The organism is Halomonas sp. HAL1 (assembly GCF_030544485.1).
GTDB classification, from domain to species: domain Bacteria; phylum Pseudomonadota; class Gammaproteobacteria; order Pseudomonadales; family Halomonadaceae; genus Vreelandella; species Vreelandella arctica.
In genome coordinates this window covers 4192219-4211763 of record NZ_CP130610.1, presented here as the reverse complement: position 1 = coordinate 4211763, position 19545 = coordinate 4192219, and the positions used below count along the sequence as shown (strand labels likewise).

Genomic DNA, 19545 nt, shown 5'->3' with positions numbered 1-19545 from the left:
ATGCATGAACTAGATATCGTCATTCTCGCCGCGGGTAAAGGTACGCGTATGCGTTCTCAAACCCCTAAAGTACTGCATACCTTGGCAGGTAAGCCAATGGTTCAGCATGTACTGGAGACAGCCTCAGGGCTGCAGCCTGATCGTACCCATGTTGTCATCGGTCATGGTGCAGAACAGCTGCGCAAGGCGCTGGCCGACACTGCGGTGCAGTTTGCGGTGCAGGCCGAACAGAAAGGCACCGGTCACGCGGTGGCCCAAGCGCTTGAGCAGCTCGGTAGCGGCAAGGTGCTTATCCTCTATGGCGATGTCCCCCTGTTACAGCGTGATTCACTGAGGGAGCTGTTGGCCCAAGTGGATGAACAGCACATCGGGCTGTTGACGGTGACGCTGGATGACCCAACGGGCTATGGTCGGATTGTGCGCAACGAGGCGGGTGAGGCGGTGGCGATCGTTGAGCAAAAAGATGCCAACAGTGCCCAGCTTGAGATCACCGAATGCAATACCGGTATTATGGCTATGACCAGCGCTCAGTTAAAACGCTGGTTACCGCAGCTTTCCGCCGAGAATGCCCAGGGTGAGTACTACCTGACCGATGTGATCGCCATGGCCGCCGATGAAGGCATCAAGGTATGCACGACCCAGCCAGCCACTGCGGTTGAAGTGGAAGGGGTTAATAATCGCGCACAAATGGCCCGCCTGGAACGTGCTTATCAGCAGCAGCTTGCCGATAAGCTGATGGCAGAGGGCGTGGCGCTTGCCGACCCCGCACGCTTGGATGTGCGCGGGCGTTTAACCTGCGGTCATGATGTCTTCATTGATGTGGGCTGCGTTTTTGAAGGCGACGTTGAGCTTGGTGAAGGCGTGCGTATTGGCCCTTACTGTGTGATTAAAAATAGCACCATTGGTGCTGAAAGCATGGTAGACACCCATAGTGTGATAGAGGGCACCGTGGCAGCGGGCCTGAACCAGATCGGCCCCTTTGCGCGGCTACGTCCAGGGACGCGGTTGGCGGTAAAAGCCAAGGTGGGCAATTTTGTTGAAACCAAAAATGCCGATGTCGGTGAGAGTAGTAAGATTAATCACCTAAGCTATGTAGGTGACGCACGCTTAGGCCGGGATGTGAACGTTGGTGCGGGCACTATTACCTGCAACTACGACGGTGCTAACAAACACCACACAGAGATTGGTGATAATGCCTTTATTGGCTCGAACACAGCCTTGGTCGCGCCTGTTTCGGTAGGCAAAGGCGCTACCATAGGGGCAGGGTCGACGATTGCTAAAGACGTGACCGATTACGCCTTAGCCGTCACGCGTAGTCGCCAGTTAGAAAAAATTGACTGGCTGCGTCCCAGCAAGCGTACAGAGCCATAATTCATTATTAGTTCTTAAAATGGCTATTAAATTGGTTTTAAAATAGTGCTAATAATCATTAAAAAGCCGTATTCATAATCAATGGCCGTCGTTTTACCGTTCTGCGGATTGGTTGAGTAGGGTTTATACGAAAAGTCGGCGAGCGAAAAGTGCTTTGGTTAATAACCTAGGAGAGTGATTATGTGTGGCATTGTTGCCGCCGTTGCCCAGCGCAACGTCCAAGAAATTCTATTAGAAGGACTAAAACGCCTGGAGTATCGCGGCTATGATTCGGCCGGTATGACGGTGTTTAGCGATGGCGTACTGACCCGCCGCCGGGCGCTCGGAAAAGTGGCGGCGCTAGCTGCGCAATTGGATGCTGACGCACTACCCGGGTTTTCAGGCATAGCGCATACTCGCTGGGCAACCCACGGCAAACCCTCTGAAGCCAATGCCCACCCGCATCATAGCGGCTCTCACATTGATGAAAACCAAGTGGCGGTGGTGCATAACGGGATTATTGAAAACTACGAGAATATAAAAGATAACTTGCAGCGCAACGGCTACGCGTTTAACTCAGAAACCGATACCGAAGTGATTGCCCACTTACTTGCCGAAAAGCTGAACGATGGGCTCACCCTGTTTGACGCGACGCAACAGATCGTTAACGGCTTAGGTGGTGCGTATGCCTTGGGTGTGATGAGCGCTAAAGAACCAGGTGTGGTGGTCGGTGCCCGCCAGGGCAGCCCACTGGTGGTGGGTGTGGGCATTAATGAAGCCTTTTTAGCCTCTGACCCGCTGGCACTGCTGCCAGTGACGGATCGCTTTATTTATCTTGAAGAAGGCGACCTGGTTGAGCTACGCGAGCAGGGCGTTATTCACATTGTGGATCGTCATGGTAACCGCGTTGAGCGTCCTATACAGACTTTTGAGCACGGTGACGGTGCTGCCAGCAAAGGCGAATACCGACACTTTATGCTTAAGGAAATTTTTGAGCAGCCGAAGGTGATCGAAGCGGCATTGGAAGGGCGGCTGAGCGCCAAAAGCGTGCTGGTGGAGAGCTTTGGCCCCGATGCCCAAGCGCTTTTCCAACGTACCCGTCAGGTGCATATCATCGCCTGCGGCACCAGCTACCACGCCGGGCTGGTGGCGCGTTACTGGCTAGAGCGTTACGCCGGTGTGCCGGTTCAGGTTGAAGTGGCCTCTGAGTACCGTTACCGCCACCCCGTCGTACCCGAAGGTACGCTGTTTGTCACGCTTTCCCAGTCGGGTGAAACGGCGGATACGCTGGCCGCGCTGCGCTTTGCCAAAACGCTCAACTATGTGGGCACATTGGCGATTTGTAACGTGCCCGGTAGTTCGCTGGTACGTGAATCTGATATCACCTTAATGACCCGTGCCGGCCCTGAAATAGGCGTCGCTTCCACCAAGGCCTTTACTACCCAGCTTGTGGCGCTAATGCTGCTAACGCTTTCCATTAGTAAGGCAAAAGGCCAAGCTGAATATCCCGATATCATTGCCGCGCTGCGCACGTTGCCCGAGGTGTGTCATCGGGTGCTGGGGCTGGACAGCCAGATCGAAATGCTTTCCCAGGCATTTGCGGAAAAAAATCATGCGCTCTTCCTTGGGCGCGGTGCCCACTACCCGATTGCCCTGGAAGGCGCGCTTAAACTTAAAGAAATCTCGTACATTCATGCCGAAGCGTATCCTGCCGGGGAGTTAAAGCACGGCCCGCTGGCGTTGGTGGACAGTGAAATGCCGGTGATCTCGGTTGCCCCCAACGACGACCTGCTGGAAAAGCTAAAATCCAACCTTCAGGAAGTCCGCGCCCGCGGCGGCCAACTGTTCGTCTTTGCCGATGAAAGCGTGGGTATGGATGCCCAGGAAGATATTCGCGTTATAACGCTTCCTCACGTGCATGAAGCGCTGGCACCACTCCTCTATACCCTGCCGCTACAACTGCTGAGTTACCACGTAGCCGTGCTTAAAGGCACGGATGTTGACCAGCCGCGTAACCTAGCTAAAAGCGTGACGGTAGAGTAATTAATACGCTAAATGATATTTAGCATTAAGCTAACAAAAACGCTTTACAAGATGCGGCAATACGCCGCATCTTATGCGCAACCGTTGCGTTGCAGCATGTCGTTAGGGTGCTTATGATCGTGGCGGTCTTTCTCCCTCCTGATTGGATAATATTGCCATGAAACCACCAAACGTCCTCGCAACTCGGCATTACGCTAGCCGAGTCGCTTGGCTGTTGCTCGCCTGCTCGCTTTTTATCTTTCCTTCGCTCTCTTATGCCGCCGCCGGGCCACTTGATCTTACCCTCACGCTAACCGGTATTTCTTCTGTCGTGATCTTCGTGCTCGCCTATGCATTGGTGATGACTGAAGAGTTACTGCACATGCGTAAGTCTAAGCCTGTCTTGGTCGCTGCAGGCCTTATCTGGGCGCTCGTCGCCTGGGTTTATGTGCAAGCGGGCATGCCGGAAGAGGCGCAAACCGCCTTCCGTGAAACGCTGCTTGAATACGCCGAGCTGCTACTGTTCCTGCTGGTCGCGATGACCTATATCAACGCCATGGAAGAGCGCCGTGTATTCGATGCGCTGCGCTCTTGGCTGGTGCGCAAAGGCTTCAGTTATCGCAGCCTATTCTGGATTACCGGCGTCATGGCGTTTGGTATTTCGGCGATCGCCAACAATATGACCACCGCCATGTTGATGTGTGCCGTGGTACTCAAAGTGGCTGAAGGTGATAAGAAATTTATCGGCCTTTGCTGCGTTAACGTGGTGGTGGCGTCTAACGCAGGCGGTGCCTTTAGCCCGTTTGGCGATATCACCACGTTGATGGTGTGGCAGGCGGGCCAAGTACCGTTTGAAGGCTTCTTCGCATTGTTGGTGCCGGCTGTGGTCAATTTCATGGTGCCTGCGGTGATCATGAATTTCTTTATCGCGAATCGTCAGCCGGCCGCATTACAAGAGAATGTCTGGCTCAAGCGCGGCGCGCGGCGGATTATCGTGCTGTTTTTGATTACGGTGGCTATTTCCGTACTGTGCCACTCGATCCTTTATCTACCGCCTGCCATGGGCATGATGTTTGGCCTAGGCTTGCTGCAGTTCTTTGGTTACTACCTGCGCCGCAGCCTACCGCGTTCGCTGGAACGCAAACGTGAACGCTATTCGCGCCGAGGCGATTGGAAAAAGCTCGAACAGCTGGGTAGCGTGGTGCCATTTGATATTTTCAGCCGTATTGCGCGCTCAGAATGGGATACGCTGCTGTTCTTCTACGGGGTAGTGATGTGTGTCGGCGGGCTTGGTTTTATGGGCTATCTCAGCCTGCTTTCCGAAACACTTTACGGCAACTGGAACCCGGTGTGGGCTAACGTGGTGTTGGGCCTGATCTCGGCTGTTGTAGATAACATCCCGGTCATGTTTGCGGTACTTTCCATGGCTCCCGATATGTCGGAAGGCAACTGGCTGTTGGTGACATTGACGGCAGGCGTGGGCGGCAGCTTGCTTTCGATGGGTTCCGCTGCGGGCGTCGCCCTGATGGGTCAGGCGCGGGGGATCTATACCTTTGCCGTTCACCTTCGCTGGATGCCAGCCATTTTATTAGGCTATGCCGCTAGCATCGTTACCCACTTGTGGATTAACGCCTCAATGTTCTAGACAAAAAGAAGCTCTAGACAGAAAGCGCTCCTCAAATGCGAACGCCCTTCACCGAGAAATCGGTGAAGGGCGTTTCTATTTAACCTAAAGGCCTAGCCCTGCTGAAGCGTTATAGATCGTGACCGGTTACGACATGGCAGATGTCGGCAAAGCTTTTCGCCATCGGCACCGGATTGATCTCTTTGCCTACCGCCGTCTGTATATCGCTTGCTGAGATAATGCCGCGAATTCTAAGTTCGTGATTATCATTTTGCTCGGTGATCAGCAGATGCTGGTCGGTAACGGCTTCCATTGATAGTACTAGGTCTTCGATGGTCAGCGATGCCAGTTGCGCGACAGGCATAGCGCTCAGCTTGTGCCATGGCGTCATGATCATTTCAGCGGTGACTTCTGCACGGGTCAGGTTACGCTGCTGCATGGCCAGGTTGATGCGCCGGGTACCGATCACTTCTTTCGACGTAATAACGCCGATACAGTGCGCCTGTTTATCCATGACGAACAACAGCCGTACACCGCCATGCCGCATCTTAAGGTGTGCCTCGTCGATAGGCGTATCGGCTTCAACCGACTGCGGCATTACCTGGGAAAAGTCGGTAAGCACCGTCATGGCAGGACTGGTGGGCAACAGCCGCCGTGGGGCAGGCATCGCCAAAAGAGGGGTTGAGCCTAGTTGAACTAATGGCTTAGGTGAAAAGGTTACTTGGTTCATCGGGGGACCTCCATTTGGAGAAAAGAGCGAGCCGTGGGTATCTGGCTCGCAGTGTGCCTCCACAGTTGCATGCAATTCTTATCACAACCTTAAGAGATCCATAAAACTCAGCTTAGGAAGCAAAGAAAAATTTATTGCTTTTCTGTACGTTGTAGAACAATACGTACGCGTAGCCCCCCGCTGGGCGCATCATCAAGTTGAAGAGTGCCGCCATGGCGAGTGACCAAACGCTCAACGATGGAAAGCCCTAACCCCGAACCCGCGCTGGGGCCTGCGCGCTGAAAGCGCTCGACCACTTTTTTGCGTTCATTGACCGGGATGCCGGGTCCCTGATCATCCACCATGAGCTGAAAGCCGTGTGGCGTCGTCGCCAGCGTGATGCTGATGGCGCTCTGGTTGGGCGAGTGCTGAATGGCATTACCGACCAGATTTTGTACCAAGGTTTCAATCGCGCCGGGCTCTTCTGTGATGGACCACTCCCCCTGCTCATCGGCGTTTAGCAGCAGTTGCTGTTGGCGTTCAGCGGCCAGCGGCGAAAGCTTGGCCAGGGTTTCCCGCACTTCACTGAGTAGGTTGGTGGCGCGGTACTCAGGTTGTGACTCTTCTTCAGGGTCCAGGCGCGCCAGCGTTAACAACTGGGTAACCAAGCGCGTGGCCCGGGCAACGCCGCCGCGCAGGTGGCTGAGCGCCTCCTGGCGATCTTCAAGATTATCGGCTGTCAGTGCGTTCTGGGCGTGTAGGTCAAGCACTGCTAAGGGGGTGCGTAACTCATGGGCGGCATCGGCAATGAAGCGCTTTTCGCGTACGCGCATGATGCGGATGCGCTCTAACAGCCGGTTAAGCGCGCCGGCGATGGTGTCCAACTCGTGGGGCAAGGGGCTAAGCGTCAAGGGCTGCAAATTGTGCGGATCACGACTGCGAATCTGCTCGGCCATGCGGGATAACGGTGCCAGTCCCCAGCCAATTGACCACCATAGCAGCGCGGAGAGGAGTGGCAGGCCGATCAGGTCGGGCAACAGCGTTCGGAGCGCTACCGCCCTGATCAGTTCCCCGCGAACGTCTTCGCGCTCGCTCACTACCACACGATTTGATGAGTCCGGCACTTCAAGCACATATACTCGCCAATCGTGCTCGTCCACGGTCAGCGTCGAGTAGCCGATAGGCTGTTGGGCAAGGGGGGCTTCAGGGGCCGTGGCAGAGCGCAGCAGCAGTTGCTCGTTTTCCCACAACTGAAAGGCCAGTTTGCTTTCGTAACGGTGGCCCGCAAAGCGCTTGTCGGACTGACGAGCGCGCTGCAAGGCGCTTTCCAGACTGTTTAGTAGCACATTGCGGTCAGCATCCGGCAGTGGTGCCTGTAACAACCCTTCCAGCAAGCGTGCATTCTGCGCCAGGCTGGCATCGTAAAGTTCTTCTATTTCATGGGCGGCATAACGGTAGCTGACAAAGCCGATTACCAGCATGCTTAGGCCAAATACCAGTAGCGCCAGTCCTAGGGTGCGTTGGCGAATAGACGTCATACGTCATCCTTTGGCTTATCCATCACATAGCCAATGCCGCGCACCGTGCGGATGACGTCGGTGAATAGCTTGCGTCGTAAATGGTGGATATGGACTTCAATGGCATTGCTCTCGACATCCTCGTCCCAGCCGTAGACCAAGCGGGTCAAGGTATCGCGGGTAAACACCCGGCCCGGGTGGCTCATAAACTCTTGCAGTAGCGTCAACTCGCGCCGCGACAAGCTCACATCTTGGTCTTGATAGCTGACGTTAAAGGTGTGCGGGTCCAGGCGGATACCACGACAGCTCAATATGCTGCTGATCTGGCCTTGGCTGCGGCGCAGCAAGGCGCGTAATCGGGCTTTAAGCTCAGCCACTTCAAACGGTTTGGTTAAATAATCATCGGCGCCAGCATCCAGCCCCGCGATGCGGTCATCCACCGCGTCGCGGGCCGTCAGTACTAAAATGGGCACCTGACTGCCGTGGCGCCTGACAGCGTTTAATACCGCCATGCCATCCATGCGCGGCAGCCCCAGGTCAAGAATCACCGCATCAAAGGGTTCTCCCTCTGTTAGCGCATTCAGCGCGGTAGTGCCGTCGCTCAGGTGATCCACCGTGTAGTGCTCGGGCTTTAACGCTAAGCGGATACCCGAGGCTAAGCTTGGGTCGTCTTCTACCAGCAAAATGCGCATAGGGATCCTTATTATTCGAGTTCTGACATTAACTGGCGAATGTCGTCACGGCGGCCATTATCCGCCAATTCACGCCCCGCCCGGGGTGGCGCTACTAGTGCATTTTCCAATGCCTGACGCGCTTCTGCATCGCGACCCTGTTCATGTAAATAGTCGCCCCAGAAATAGAGACTGTCGATCCCTTCGGGGTTAATCGCAAGGGCTCTTTGCAAATGCCATTCGGCTTTTTGTTCATCGCCAAAGCCGAGTGGCCAGCCGGGAACCTGATAATAGAGCGCACCCAGGCTGGTATAGGCCGAACCATCCAGCGCCAGCGGGTTCAGTTCCAGCGCGGTTTCAAGCTCCTTTTTAGCCTGTTTTACCAGCCCCAGCGCGCCCAGCCCACCACTGGCACCTGCTTCTGTCGAGCGGATAATGCCGGCCCAGATATGCAGTTCGGCGGCGTCCGGGTAGCGTTTGACGAGCTGTTCAGCCTGGTCGCCCAAGCGGCTGAAGGCTGCCGCCTGTTCACCCGGCGGCAGCGTATAGTTAATTTCCGCCCAACGCTGCTGTAGTTCGGTAAGCGATGCGGCGACAGCCGCGCTGTCGACCTCGCTGGCAAACCCCTGAAAACTTATCAAGCCAATGGCGCTAGCCAGTAGCGTGGTACGCAGCGTTTTGAAAGCTAGCATGATCATAAGGAAGACTCCTTGGTGGCAACGAACCGGCGAATGACGGGCAGTTGGCGTAACAGGGCCCGGTCAACAGCGCCTGGCCATAGCATATTCAAGCGGGTAAAGAAGCGTTCTGGCAGGCCAATTTGTAGTTCCTCACGCTGCTGTTCCACGGCATTGATAATGGCCAGGGCAACGGCGTCAGGAGAGTCGATGGTATTGCCCAGCGCCTCATTGAGTGCCTCGGTTTGTGGCGAGTTCATCGCGGTGCGGGTGGCTCGTGGGGCGATATACATCACCCGCACACGGGTATCGGCCAGCTCCCGGCGCAGCGCTTGGCTAAAACCGCGCAGGGCGAATTTGGTGGCGCAGTAAGTGACTTGGCCTGGGTAGCCCAGCCGCCCGAGCGTCGAACCAATGGTGATAATCGTCGCTCGGGGGCCAGCCATTAGCTGGGGAAGCAGCGCGCGGGTCAGTTGCAGGGTGGCGGTCAGATTAATCGCCACCAGCTGTTCGATATCACTGTCACTGGCAGTATCAAAAAATCCCTGCTGATTACTGCCAGCGGCATTAATCAACATATTGCAGCCTGCCTCTTGCGCAGCGCTGACTAAGCGGCTGCGATCACTCGCGTTGGTTAGATCAGCGCTAACGGCGGTGATGTGATTGGGAAAACGGTCGATTAACGAAGCCAGCGCGTCTTGTTGGCGACCACTTACCAGTAGGTGCGCGCCCCGCTGCGCCAGCGCTTCGGCCATGGCCATACCAATACCGCCGCTGGCGCCGGTGATTAAAATCCGCTGGCCCGGCCATCCGCCGGGCAGCCTGTTTTTTCTAGGCCAACGCAGGCTAGGCAAGCGCATGACTAAGTTCCTCCACCGCGCGACCACCCTGACAGCGGGCTTCGATGCCTCTAAACATCGCCCCGTACAGGCGGTAGAACATATTGGCGCTATCAATCACCACGGCCAGATCGTCGGCACCTAGCTGATTGATCTGCTCTTCAAAAAAGGCCAAGTGACCAATATCCAGGCTGCCGTGGGAGGTGAGGTAGCGCACGGCATTGTTGGGAAGCGAAAGGCTAACCTGTAAGCGTTCGGCGGCCTGGGTGGCAAGCGCGGTACTGGTACCTTCCAGCACCTGCACCATGCCGAAAAACGCCACCGGGTTACCGTGCTCTACGGCGTCACGGATCCAGGCCACCATTAACCGAGTGGCGGGGTCTGGCAGGGCGGCAGCGGCGGCATCTGCATCCCCGCCCGCGGCGCGGATATCGTCCAGAATCCATTTTTCATGACCGTGCTCCTCTTCGATGTACTCCACCAGTGCTGTGCGTAACCAATCGAGCCGGTCGGGCAGACGTGCGCCGCAGGCCATCATTAGCGGCACGGTGAAACGAACGTGATGATACGCCTGACCTAAAAAGGCGAGATACTCCTCTAGGGAAACATTGCCCGCCAGAGCGCGGGTCACGATGGGGGTCGTCAGCAACCAGTGACGAGCGTCTTGGGTAGCGTCTTGCAGCTGTTGGTAAGCGGTCATGGTGTTACTCCTTTGGGTGTGTCGGTCACGACGGCCCTTAGCCAGTGGCCATAGGCGGCTAGCAGGGTGTCGCGGCGTAGGCGGCCGTTGGCCGTGAGTTGTTGGTTGTGGGGCGTAAAGGGGGCGGCGCGCTGCCACTCATGCACTTGGGCGTAATCGGGTAGCGTGCGATTGACTGATTTGAGGGCAGCGTGTATTTGGGCATTGGTCATATGGGGCGTCGCGGGCACGATCAGCGCGCGGTTAGCGGGCAGGGCCTCGCCATACACCATGGCTTGGGCAATGGCAGGCTGCGTGCAGAGCTCGCCCTCTACCCATTGCGGGTTGACGTTACGGCCATAGGCGGTAATAAAGACGTCCCGCTGGCGGCCATTGAGCGCGATGGTGCCGTCTTGCCACTGGCCGGTATCCCCCGTGGCGTACCAGTCGCCGCAAGGCGCTTCACCGACATAACCCAGCATCAAGGCGCCGCGAATATGCAGCTGGCCTTCGCGATCAATGCGAATCTGGGCGTGGCGCAGTGGGCGGCCAACGCCGCAGCTTGGTTCGCCTGGGCGATTAAGACAGACCACCGAGGTGCCTTCGGATAAACCATAGCCTTCATAGACCGGCCATCCGCCACGCCGGGCCTGAGAGAGCAGTGTGTTGGCAACCTGCGCGCCGCCCACCGCCACAAAGCGCAGGCTGTCGGGCGCCGTTGTGGACTCGCTGACCAACGCTTGAAGCAGTTGAGGCACCAAAATCATGCTGTTGGGTTGATAGCGCTCAATGGCATCAAGGGCGAGCTGAGCATTAAAACCGCTGGCTCCCTGCCAACCTAACGTGGCCATCCCCGGTAAAATGCTGCAGGCACCCAGCCATAGCGGTAAATAAAGCCCACCGATATTTTCGAGAAGCGTGGAGAGGGGCAGCATGGCGAGATGGCGACTTATCGCGAGCGGTGCCACTACCTCCGCCAGGCTTTCGGTAACGGTCAGCAGCGCCGCATTATCCAAACACACGCCCTTGGGGGTGCCGCTGGTACCCGAGGTAAAGGTGATGCGCGTGGTGCCTGTGTGTAACGCAGGGAAATGATCAACCCGGCGCTGGGCAATGGATGCGTCGTGGGTGGCTTGAAAACCGTGGGGCTCCCCGCCATGCCCAACCCAGCTATCCAGGCCCGCTTGCTGAACCACGTGGCGGCGCTGCTGTTCGCTGAAAAAACCGGGAATAGGCACGGCCACACACGCTTCGGCCATCAGGGCTAAATCCCATAGCGCCCACTCCAGCCCGTTATCCAGCGCTAGCGCAACACGTCGTGCGTTAACATCGCGTAAGCGCTGGCGTCGTTGGGCGACGTGGTGAATGACATCTGCATACGACAAAATCTGTTCACCATCGCTAAGTGCGGTACGCTGTGGGGTTTGCTGGGCATGGTGGGCAAGCCGCGCCATTAGCGCATTAGGCAAGGCGTGCATGCAGTACCTCTTCACTATCTGTTTCTGTGAAGGCTGACTGAGCCTGGAGCGTGTGCATGGCGCTGCGAAGATCACCGGCCATCACCCAGGGGCGATGCTGGTAATAGCGCCCCCAGAGATGCGACTCTTCGCCTAGTCGATTAGGGTCGGCAGGGGTAATCGGTTGTGGTTCAAGCCCTAGGCGGCGCAGGCCGTTGGCAACTTCAGGCGTGGCCGTAAATAGCAGCCAAGCGATGCCTTCCGCCGCCAGTTGATGAGCGAGGTAGATAAACAGCTGCCGCTGTAAGCCAGGGCGCAGGCTGGCCAGATTGCCAATTTCGGCAATATCTCGACGGGCAAGTGACTGCTGAAACCCATGGTTAATAACCTGTTCGGCCTTGCCATCCAGGTAGCGCTCCAGAAAGAGTGGCCCGCTGCTGGCAAGGCGCAGCCCTACCGCCGCTTGCGGTTGCCCCGCCTGCCACAGCCCAAACAGGCGAGGCAGAAAATGCTGGATATAAGCACTGTGTTGCTGGGCGAAGCGTTGTTGAATCAGTTGCTGAAGCATCGCTTTTTCCTGCCAATTGAGGGCTTCGTGCCAATCCAGTGTTGCCAGCGCAGTGGGGAGCGAACGTAGGCGAGTCATCGGGTGATCTCCATCGTGTGTTCCGACACTCTGGGCGGGTTTACTTAACGAAAACTTAAGCAGGGATAAATATTTATCTCTGTGTTGACCGAGCAATGGAGAGGTAACGCATTGATGACCTCCGCGCAGGTAACGTCCCTTGAGACCGTGCAGTGTCCTCCCTCGCTACGTCGCGAGGCGCTGCTGCAGTTGGCGGCCGCTCATGATCCTGAGCAGCAAACCGCCCTGAGCGGGGCGGTAAAGGCAATGTACGATCTGCCAGACGAACAGTGGGGCGGGTTATGGATAAGCCTTGACGCGGGACGGTTAACGGGCGCTATCTGGGTGCAGCCCTTGCCGATGAACATGGCCCAGCTGTGGTTACCCAAGGCCGAAGGCGCACATGCCTATGCGCTGTTACATGCCGCCTATAGGTGGGTAAACAATCAGCCTATTCGCCTCTGCCATCTGACGCTTTCACCCCAGGCCGCTGAAACAGAAGCGCTGTTGCTAGAGCACGGCATGCAGCGCTTGGCCAACCTGGCGCATTTAACCGGTAGCAGTCACCGCCGTTTAGTAATGAAGGAAGCAAGGCCATTGTCACTGCAGCCATTTGACGAGTTTTCGCAAACGCAACAGCTGGCCCTGTTGGCCGCCGTGGGGCACGATTCGCTGGATAGTCGCCCCTTGCGCGAAGTACTCTCGGTGCAAGAGTTGTTGACCGGGTTCCATCAACAGGATCCCCAGGCGCCACAGCACTGGTACACCGTCAATTATCAAGATGCCGTGGCTGGTGTTTTGCTGCTGGCGCCACGCCCGTCGTTAGGCCGTTGGGAGCTTATATTGATGGGGCTAGCGCCTGAATGGCGTGGGATTGGCTTGGGCCGCGCGCTATTGAATAGCGCCCTTGAGCTTGCCCAGCAGGCGGGTGTGCAAGAGGTGATGCTGGCGGTGGATGGCGTCAACCTACCGGCCAAACGGCTCTATCAGGAGGCTGGTTTTGTGCATTATGCACAGCAGCGTTTATTAGCGTGGAAAGGGGGTGGCGGAAGGAGTGAAGCACCTCAATAAGGCCTAAATAGCAGTCGTTGGTGGCATAGGCGCGCTTAGTAGCATTTTCTTGCGCTTTGCGTTGCCGTTATACTAGCCCCATACGCACGTCTTGGCGTCTCGTCGGTGCATCGTCGATTGTGGCGCTGCCGCGCACAGGGGTTAAGAACAAACGTTTGATGACAATACTCAAGAGGTGGTGAGAGTGAAAGCTAAGCTGATCATGAGCGGGCTGGTGGCCCTCGGCTTCATGGCGGGCACATCCAGTGTTTATGCCCAAGATGATGCCGCACGTGATGCGATTGCCGAGCGTTTAGCGCCGGTGGGTCAACTCTGTTTGCAAGGCCAAGACTGTGGAACGGCAGCCGCACCTGCAGGCGATAGCGCCAGCAGTGGCGGTGATATCGACGGTGAAGGTATTTACGGCAACGTGTGTAGCGCCTGCCACGAATCCGGCGCTGCGGGTGCACCTATCCGCGGTGATGAAGAGGCTTGGGCTGAACGTACCGAACAAGGTTTCGCCACGCTGTTAGATCACGCGATTAACGGTATTGGTGCCATGCCAGCGAAAGGCGGCAACGCTAGCCTCTCCGACGAAGAAGTCGAAGCAGCGGTTGCCTATATGGTTGAACCGGTGATGGAAGTGCCAGAATTAGGTGGTGGCGATGATGCTGCTTCTGAAGAGGCGGCAACAGACGAGGGAGCGGCTGAAGAGACTGCCGCTGCTGAAGGCGAGGGTGCTGCCGCTGAAGAAGAAATGGCTGCTAACGACGACGCAGCGAGTGAAGAAGACGCGGCAGCCTCTGAAGAAGCCAGTGGCGGTAGCGACTTAGACGGTGAAGCCCTCTACGCAAGCTCTGGCTGTGTGGCATGCCACGATAATGGCGTTGCGGGTGCTCCCACCAAAGGCGACTCCGAAGCTTGGGCGGCGCGTTTAGAGAAAGGGGCTGATGAGCTTTATGCCAGCGCCATTAACGGCATTGGCGCTATGCCAGCCAAAGGCGGCAATCCCAACCTATCTGATGAAGAAGTGATGGCCGTTGTCGATTACTTAATGGCGGAAGCCCAGTAACGTTAAGCAGTAACGACAAACAGCAGCTTTATTCAGCTTGGTAAATTTATCCACAGGGCGTTTTAGTCACCGCCCTGTGGGTTATTTTTATCTGCCTATCTTATCAATCACCCCAGCAGCGAGCGCAGCCCGGCAATGGCATCTTTGCCACGAGCCTGTTTTTTCTCTGGGTCTTCTTTATCCGCTCGGCCTTCCCACTCCAGGTCCTCGGCGGGCAGCTCTTCTAAAAAGCGGCTCGGTTGGCAGTCCATCAGCTCGCCGTAGGCTTTTCTCTGGCGGGCAAGCGTCAACGTCAGCGTACGTCGCGCCCGGGTAATACCCACATAGGCCAAGCGCCGCTCTTCCTCCACGGTGCCTACTTCAATGGCGTTGCGGTGGGGCAGCAGATCTTCCTCTAGCCCCATCAAATAGACATGCGGAAACTCAAGACCTTTGGAGGCGTGCATGGTGAGCAGTTGCACTCTATCCGAATCATCCTCTTCTGCCTGCTGCTCCAGAATATCCCGCAGTACCAAGCGTGAAATAGCCGCTTGAACGCCGTCGGTTTCGGTATCAGTGGAGTCGGTACTCTCTTCCGGGTCCCGGTTAAGCGACTTCTCAAGCTGGTCGATCAAAATCCAGACGTTGGCCATGCGGCGCTCGGCCACGGTGGGCGCGCTGGCGTTTTGGTACAGCCACGCCTCGTAATCCATATCTCGCAGCATGTCGCGAATGGCGGCAATGGCGTCGCCTTGATCCATGCGTTTACGCACACCATCAATAAAGTGGGTAAAGCGGCTTAAGCGCTCTGTAGCTCGGGTTGGCAGTACTTGCTCCAGCCCAAGCTCATGACAGGCGGCAAACAGCGATATCGAGCGCTCAGTCGCGTAGTTGGCGAGTTTCTCTACCGTGCCTGGGCCCACTTCGCGGCGTGGTACGTTCACAATGCGCAAAAAGGCATTATCGTCCGCGGGGTTAATCAGCAGGCGCAGGTAAGCCATGGTGTCTTTAATCTCGTTGCGCGAGAAAAACGACGTACCACCGGAGAGCTTGTAAGGAATTTGGTAGTGCTGGAGCTTAAGCTCCAACAAACGGGCCTGGAAATTGCCTCGATAAAGCACCGCAAAGTCCCGCCACTCGGCTTTTTCTTTAATGCGCCGGGTGAGCATTTCGCTAGCGACCCGCTCAGACTCCGCCTCCTCGTGGCGATTCACGATCACCCGAATGGGCGCACCGTCGCCCATATCCGACCACAGCGTCTTCTCATAAACGTGGGGGTTATTGGCGATCAGCGTATTGGCGGCGCGCAGTATCGTGGCGGTAGAGCGGTAGTTCTGCTCCAGCTTGATGACTTTCAGGCGCGGGAAATCCTCACCCAGGGTAATCAAGTTTTCAGGCCGTGCACCGCGCCAGGCGTAAATCGACTGATCATCGTCACCCACCACGGTAAAGGTGGAGCGCTCGGCCATGAGCAGTTTCACCAGCAGGTACTGGGAGACGTTGGTGTCCTGATACTCATCCACCAACATGTAGTGGATTTTGCGCCGCCAGCGCTCCAGCGCTTCAGGATCACGTTGCAGTAGTACCACCGGCAGCAGAATCAGGTCGTCAAAATCCACCGCGTTGTAAGCTTTCAGGTGGCGTACATAGGCTTCATACACCCGGGCGGCAAAGTGCTCATCGTCGTCGGCAGCAAACGAGAGGGCATCGCTGGGCAGTACCAAGTCATTCTTCCAGGTGGAAATTTTGCTCTGCACGGCGTTGATCTGCTCGGCATCCACCTGGGCATCTTTGTTCATCAAATCGCGTAGCAGCGCCTTGGCATCTTCCGGGTCAAACAACGAAAAACCGGGCTTGTAGCCGAGGGTTTTAAGCTCGCCGCGGATAATATTCAGCCCCAGGGTGTGAAAGGTGGAGACCGTGAGCCCATGGCCCTCTTTGCCGTGGAGCATCTGGCCGACGCGCTCTTTCATCTCCCGAGCGGCTTTATTGGTGAAGGTCACCGCCGCGATTTTGCGCGCACTCATCCCGCACTCTTGCACCAAATAGGCAATTTTAGTGGTGATAACGCTGGTTTTACCGGACCCTGCGCCCGCCAACACCAAACAGGGGCCATCGATGTAGCGCACGGCTTCCTGCTGGCGCGGGTTGAGCCCTTTAATGCGACTTAGAATGCTCTTGGGCGTGGCAGGCGTCATGGCGTCGGTCATCCTCTACGAGAGTTGCTAGTCGGTTTCAAGTACGGTTTCAAGTACAATCAGCCGCTTGGCGAAGGCATAATAAACAGGCAGGTGGAGATGTTTGAAGTAGCGCTTTTTGAACCGCGCATGGCACCCAATACGGGCAATATCATGCGCCTAGTTGCCAACAATGGCTGCCGGTTACATCTGATTGAGCCGCTTGGCTTCGACCTGGAAGAGAAAAAGCTGCGTCGCGCCGGGCTGGATTACCGTGATCTCGACAACGTCACTCGCCATGCGGATTTTAACGCCTTTCAGCAGGCCATGCAGGGGCGGCGTATCTGGGCGATCACCACCAAAGGCACGCGCACCTACAGCGATGCCGACTTTGCCCCGGGCGATGTGCTGCTATTTGGTTCTGAAACCGCTGGGCTTTCGGCCCAGGTACACGAAGCGCTAACCGCTGAGCACAAACTGCGCCTGCCTATGCAGCCCAACAACCGTAGCCTGAACCTCTCCAACGCCGTGGCTATTGTGAGCTACGAAGCGTGGCGCCAGCAAGGTTTCACTGGCGCGCTACCGGTCTAATCAGCGCGTAATCCCATAGCGGTCACGATAGGCCCTGATCGCTTCGGCGTAGGCGAGCATTTCGCCTCCAGCGTGCTCTTCCAAGTAAGTGAGCACTTGCTCAAGAGTAACGATGCTGACCACCGGCATACCGTATTGAGCCTGTACTTCCTGAATCGCACTCTGTTCGCCCTGGCCGCGTTCCTGACGATCAAGCGCAATGATCACTCCTGCGGCGTGGGCATCGCTCTGCTCAATCAACGTCATCACTTCGCGAATCGCGGTGCCCGCGGTAATCACGTCATCAATAATTAAAATATCGCCGGAAAGCGGAGCGCCCACGATGTTACCGCCTTCACCGTGGGTTTTGGCCTCTTTGCGGTTGAAGGCGTAGGGCATATCAATATCATGATGGTCGGCCAGGGCCGCCGCTGTGACCGCTGCCAGCGGAATGCCCTTGTACGCTGGGCCAAACAGCACATCGGCATTGATGCCACTATCGACAATCGCCTGAGCGTAAAAACGCCCCAGCTTGGCCAACGCGCGCCCGGTCTGAAAAAGCCCGGCGTTGAAAAAGTAAGGACTGACACGGCCAGATTTAAGCGTAAACTCGCCAAACTTAAGCACGCCTTGCTCAATGGCAAAGGCAATGAAATCGCGCTGGTAGGGTTGTAGAGTGGTAGCCACGGCGTTCCTCACTAGGCGGTAGGTTTAAATCGGCACGAAAGCAACAATAAAAGTAGGGTAAATGGCAAGTTTTAGTCGCTGCCTTTACCCAAACGTCTAAACGTCGGGTATCATACAGCAGCGACGCAAAAGGGACGATTTATGAAAATTGCCAGCATCAATGTCAATGGTATTCGTGATGCCGTCGATCGTGGCTTCCTGGACTGGCTGGCTCAGCAGGATGTCGACGTAGTCTGCGTGCAGAACATCAAGGCAAAAAGTTTTGAACTGGGTGACCACATTCTGTATCCGGAAGGCTATGAAGGCTACTTCCTGGATGCCGAAGAGGATGGTTTCTCCGGTGTGGCACTCTATTGCCGCAAAATCCCCAAGGCGATTATGTATGGCCTAGGGTTTCCTCAGTGTGATCATGAAGGACGTTTTCTGCAGGCGGATTATGAACGCTTCAGTATTGTCTCTTTCCTGATGCCTGATGGAAGTGACCAAAAAGCCAAACAGGCGTTTATGGAGCAGTACCAGGAGTACCTGACGAAGATGTCTCGCAAACGTCGCGAATACATCCTCTGCGGCACTTGGCATGTTGCCCACAAAACCGTCGACTTGGCTAACTGGTCGGACAATCAACTGACCTCAGGCTTCCGCCCGGAAGAGCGCGCCTGGATGGATCAGGTGCTGGGCCCCACCGGGTTTATCGACACCTTCCGCGAAATTAACCGCGATGCAGGCGAGTACACCTGGTGGCCGAAGCTTGACCAAGACGTGCCCCGTGAACGCCAGGAAGGCTGGCGGATCGACTATCAATTAGTCGGCCCCAACTTCCGTCGCCACGTGGTCGACGCGTGGATTGATTACGATGCGACCTTCTCCGAGTTCGCACCGCTGATCATTGAGTACGACCTAGCGCTCTAAGCGCTAGGCAACGAACTTTTCCCGCGTCGCAGTCAGTAGGTAATAAGTGGTAATAAGCAACAAGCCGACCTTTGGGTCGGCTTGTTGCGTTGTGGCGGGCGTTAATTTTTAGCCACGAATACCCAGCGCTTCACGCTGATGGTCGCGCAGCGCATCGCCTGCCTTCTCGGCCAAATCAAGCATGCCGTTTAGCTCGGCGCGGTTGAATGCACCTGCTTCGGCGGTGCCCTGCACTTCGATTAACTCGCCGGTTTCGGTCATCACCACGTTTAGATCGGTATCGGCTTTGCTGTCTTCCGGGTAATCCAGATCCAGTACTGGCACGCCTTTATAAATGCCCACAGAAATAGCACTTACCAACTGCTTGAAAGGGTCGGCTTTGATCTTTTTCTCGCGCTGTAGATAACGGATCGCATCGATCAGCGCCACGCAGCCACCGGTAATTGCTGCGGTGCGGGTACCGCCATCGGCCTGGATCACATCGCAATCCACGGTAATGGTGAACTCACCCAGCTTCTTTAAATTGACCGCGGCACGCAGGCTGCGGCCAATCAAGCGCTGAATTTCCAGCGTGCGGCCGCCTTGCTTGCCGCGGGTCGCTTCACGGCCACTACGGGTGTGAGTGGCGCGGGGCAGCATGCCGTACTCAGCGGTGACCCAGCCCTGATTCTTGCCGCGCAGCCAGCGCGGTACGCCGGCTTCTACGCTGGCATTACACAGCACTTTGGTATCGCCAAACTCCACCAGCACAGAGCCTTCCGCATGACGGGTGTAATCGCGGGTCAGGCGAATATCACGGAGCTGGTCGGCTTCGCGACCGCTGGGACGCACAACATCAGGACGCTTAGCGCTGCTCACAAATAGTACCTCTCAATAAACGCGTAACTAGTAAAAGCCCTCCATTGTACACGTCTGAGAGTGCGCTGATTGG

The 19545-nt window shown here is 56.5% G+C and carries 18 protein-coding genes; 7 read left to right on the top strand and 11 right to left on the bottom strand.

What is annotated here, in order from left to right:
- The 3 genes from glmU (at position 1) to nhaD (ending at position 5017) form a co-directional block, all read left to right on the top strand.
- Positions 1 to 1371 carry a bifunctional UDP-N-acetylglucosamine diphosphorylase/glucosamine-1-phosphate N-acetyltransferase GlmU gene (gene glmU, locus Q3Y66_RS19590; protein WP_008959065.1) on the top strand — a complete coding sequence of 457 codons (1371 nt, stop codon included), beginning with the start codon at positions 1 to 3 and terminating at the stop codon, positions 1369 to 1371.
- Positions 1372 to 1551: 180 nt separating this feature from the next.
- Positions 1552 to 3393 carry a glutamine--fructose-6-phosphate transaminase (isomerizing) gene (glmS, locus tag Q3Y66_RS19585; protein WP_008959064.1) on the top strand — a complete coding sequence of 614 codons (1842 nt, stop codon included), beginning with the start codon at positions 1552 to 1554 and terminating at the stop codon, positions 3391 to 3393.
- A 157-nt stretch (positions 3394 to 3550) separates the two neighbouring features.
- The gene (gene nhaD / locus Q3Y66_RS19580) at positions 3551 to 5017 is read left to right on the top strand and encodes a sodium:proton antiporter NhaD (protein WP_008959063.1); all 1467 of its coding nucleotides are present in this window, start codon (positions 3551 to 3553) and stop codon (positions 5015 to 5017) included.
- A gap of 109 nt (positions 5018 to 5126) precedes the next feature.
- Here nhaD and Q3Y66_RS19575 read toward each other — a convergent pair whose 3' ends face one another.
- From Q3Y66_RS19575 to Q3Y66_RS19540, 8 genes are all read right to left on the bottom strand, one after another.
- Entirely contained in the window at positions 5127 to 5726 is a 600-nt protein-coding gene (locus Q3Y66_RS19575) for a CBS domain-containing protein (RefSeq protein ID WP_008959062.1), read from the bottom strand.
- Between the two features lie 131 nt (positions 5727 to 5857).
- Positions 5858 to 7243 carry an ATP-binding protein gene (locus Q3Y66_RS19570; RefSeq protein ID WP_008959061.1) on the bottom strand — a complete coding sequence of 462 codons (1386 nt, stop codon included), beginning with the start codon at positions 7241 to 7243 and terminating at the stop codon, positions 5858 to 5860.
- Positions 7240 to 7914 (bottom strand): response regulator transcription factor, encoded by a 675-nt coding sequence (locus Q3Y66_RS19565; protein WP_008959060.1) that lies wholly within the window; start codon positions 7912 to 7914, stop codon positions 7240 to 7242. The genes Q3Y66_RS19570 and Q3Y66_RS19565 overlap by 4 nt, the downstream gene beginning before the upstream one ends.
- A gap of 11 nt (positions 7915 to 7925) precedes the next feature.
- Positions 7926 to 8591 carry a hypothetical protein gene (locus Q3Y66_RS19560; RefSeq protein ID WP_008959059.1) on the bottom strand — a complete coding sequence of 222 codons (666 nt, stop codon included), beginning with the start codon at positions 8589 to 8591 and terminating at the stop codon, positions 7926 to 7928.
- On the bottom strand, positions 8588 to 9430 hold the full coding sequence (locus tag Q3Y66_RS19555; protein WP_008959058.1) for an SDR family oxidoreductase: 843 nt from the start codon (positions 9428 to 9430) through the stop codon (positions 8588 to 8590). Before Q3Y66_RS19555 ends, Q3Y66_RS19560 begins: the two co-directional genes overlap by 4 nt.
- Complete coding sequence (locus Q3Y66_RS19550) at positions 9417 to 10109, bottom strand: TenA family transcriptional regulator (RefSeq protein ID WP_008959057.1); 693 nt, start codon at positions 10107 to 10109, stop codon at positions 9417 to 9419. Before Q3Y66_RS19550 ends, Q3Y66_RS19555 begins: the two co-directional genes overlap by 14 nt.
- The gene (locus Q3Y66_RS19545; RefSeq protein WP_008959056.1) at positions 10106 to 11566 is read right to left on the bottom strand and encodes an AMP-binding protein; all 1461 of its coding nucleotides are present in this window, start codon (positions 11564 to 11566) and stop codon (positions 10106 to 10108) included. Before Q3Y66_RS19545 ends, Q3Y66_RS19550 begins: the two co-directional genes overlap by 4 nt.
- Positions 11550 to 12191, bottom strand: a complete 642-nt coding sequence (locus tag Q3Y66_RS19540) for a thermostable hemolysin (protein WP_008959055.1) — start codon at positions 12189 to 12191, stop codon at positions 11550 to 11552. Before Q3Y66_RS19540 ends, Q3Y66_RS19545 begins: the two co-directional genes overlap by 17 nt.
- Positions 12192 to 12305: 114 nt before the next feature.
- Here Q3Y66_RS19540 and Q3Y66_RS19535 point away from each other — a divergent pair, with 114 nt between their 5' ends.
- A complete protein-coding gene (locus Q3Y66_RS19535; RefSeq protein ID WP_008959054.1) occupies positions 12306 to 13241 on the top strand; it encodes a GNAT family N-acetyltransferase in 936 nt (311 codons plus the stop codon).
- A 184-nt stretch (positions 13242 to 13425) separates the two neighbouring features.
- On the top strand, positions 13426 to 14292 hold the full coding sequence (locus Q3Y66_RS19530; protein WP_008959053.1) for a cytochrome c5 family protein: 867 nt from the start codon (positions 13426 to 13428) through the stop codon (positions 14290 to 14292).
- 107 nt (positions 14293 to 14399) lie between these two features.
- On the opposite strand, the gene rep is transcribed toward Q3Y66_RS19530, so the two are convergent.
- Positions 14400 to 16469, bottom strand: coding sequence for a DNA helicase Rep (gene rep, locus Q3Y66_RS19525; RefSeq protein WP_008959052.1), 2070 nt, complete (start codon positions 16467 to 16469; stop codon positions 14400 to 14402).
- Between the two features lie 99 nt (positions 16470 to 16568).
- Here rep and Q3Y66_RS19520 point away from each other — a divergent pair, with 99 nt between their 5' ends.
- Positions 16569 to 17039 (top strand): tRNA (cytidine(34)-2'-O)-methyltransferase, encoded by a 471-nt coding sequence (locus Q3Y66_RS19520; protein WP_008959051.1) that lies wholly within the window; start codon positions 16569 to 16571, stop codon positions 17037 to 17039.
- Here Q3Y66_RS19520 and pyrE read toward each other — a convergent pair whose 3' ends face one another.
- Complete coding sequence (gene pyrE, locus Q3Y66_RS19515) at positions 17040 to 17705, bottom strand: orotate phosphoribosyltransferase (protein WP_008959050.1); 666 nt, start codon at positions 17703 to 17705, stop codon at positions 17040 to 17042. It abuts the gene before it with no gap.
- Positions 17706 to 17846: 141 nt separating this feature from the next.
- On the opposite strand from pyrE, the gene Q3Y66_RS19510 reads away from it, so the two are divergent.
- The gene (locus Q3Y66_RS19510; protein ID WP_008959049.1) at positions 17847 to 18614 is read left to right on the top strand and encodes an exodeoxyribonuclease III; all 768 of its coding nucleotides are present in this window, start codon (positions 17847 to 17849) and stop codon (positions 18612 to 18614) included.
- A gap of 108 nt (positions 18615 to 18722) precedes the next feature.
- On the opposite strand, the gene rph is transcribed toward Q3Y66_RS19510, so the two are convergent.
- Positions 18723 to 19472 carry a ribonuclease PH gene (rph, locus tag Q3Y66_RS19505; RefSeq protein WP_035587210.1) on the bottom strand — a complete coding sequence of 250 codons (750 nt, stop codon included), beginning with the start codon at positions 19470 to 19472 and terminating at the stop codon, positions 18723 to 18725.
- Between the last annotated feature and the right edge of the window lie 73 nt (positions 19473 to 19545).

What these genes read in the sequence shown, in the direction of transcription:
- glmU (WP_008959065.1), top strand. Translation starts at nt 1, where the DNA reads ATGCATGAACTAGATATCGTCATTCTCGCCGCGGGTAAAGGTACGCGT.
- glmS (WP_008959064.1), top strand. Translation starts at nt 1,552, where the DNA reads ATGTGTGGCATTGTTGCCGCCGTTGCCCAGCGCAACGTCCAAGAAATT.
- nhaD (WP_008959063.1), top strand. Translation starts at nt 3,551, where the DNA reads ATGAAACCACCAAACGTCCTCGCAACTCGGCATTACGCTAGCCGAGTC.
- Q3Y66_RS19575 (WP_008959062.1), bottom strand. Translation starts at nt 5,726, where the DNA reads ATGAACCAAGTAACCTTTTCACCTAAGCCATTAGTTCAACTAGGCTCA.
- Q3Y66_RS19570 (WP_008959061.1), bottom strand. Translation starts at nt 7,243, where the DNA reads ATGACGTCTATTCGCCAACGCACCCTAGGACTGGCGCTACTGGTATTT.
- Q3Y66_RS19565 (WP_008959060.1), bottom strand. Translation starts at nt 7,914, where the DNA reads ATGCGCATTTTGCTGGTAGAAGACGACCCAAGCTTAGCCTCGGGTATC.
- Q3Y66_RS19560 (WP_008959059.1), bottom strand. Translation starts at nt 8,591, where the DNA reads ATGATCATGCTAGCTTTCAAAACGCTGCGTACCACGCTACTGGCTAGC.
- Q3Y66_RS19555 (WP_008959058.1), bottom strand. Translation starts at nt 9,430, where the DNA reads ATGCGCTTGCCTAGCCTGCGTTGGCCTAGAAAAAACAGGCTGCCCGGC.
- Q3Y66_RS19550 (WP_008959057.1), bottom strand. Translation starts at nt 10,109, where the DNA reads ATGACCGCTTACCAACAGCTGCAAGACGCTACCCAAGACGCTCGTCAC.
- Q3Y66_RS19545 (WP_008959056.1), bottom strand. Translation starts at nt 11,566, where the DNA reads ATGCACGCCTTGCCTAATGCGCTAATGGCGCGGCTTGCCCACCATGCC.
- Q3Y66_RS19540 (WP_008959055.1), bottom strand. Translation starts at nt 12,191, where the DNA reads ATGACTCGCCTACGTTCGCTCCCCACTGCGCTGGCAACACTGGATTGG.
- Q3Y66_RS19535 (WP_008959054.1), top strand. Translation starts at nt 12,306, where the DNA reads ATGACCTCCGCGCAGGTAACGTCCCTTGAGACCGTGCAGTGTCCTCCC.
- rep (WP_008959052.1), bottom strand. Translation starts at nt 16,469, where the DNA reads ATGACGCCTGCCACGCCCAAGAGCATTCTAAGTCGCATTAAAGGGCTC.
- Q3Y66_RS19520 (WP_008959051.1), top strand. Translation starts at nt 16,569, where the DNA reads ATGTTTGAAGTAGCGCTTTTTGAACCGCGCATGGCACCCAATACGGGC.
- Q3Y66_RS19510 (WP_008959049.1), top strand. Translation starts at nt 17,847, where the DNA reads ATGAAAATTGCCAGCATCAATGTCAATGGTATTCGTGATGCCGTCGAT.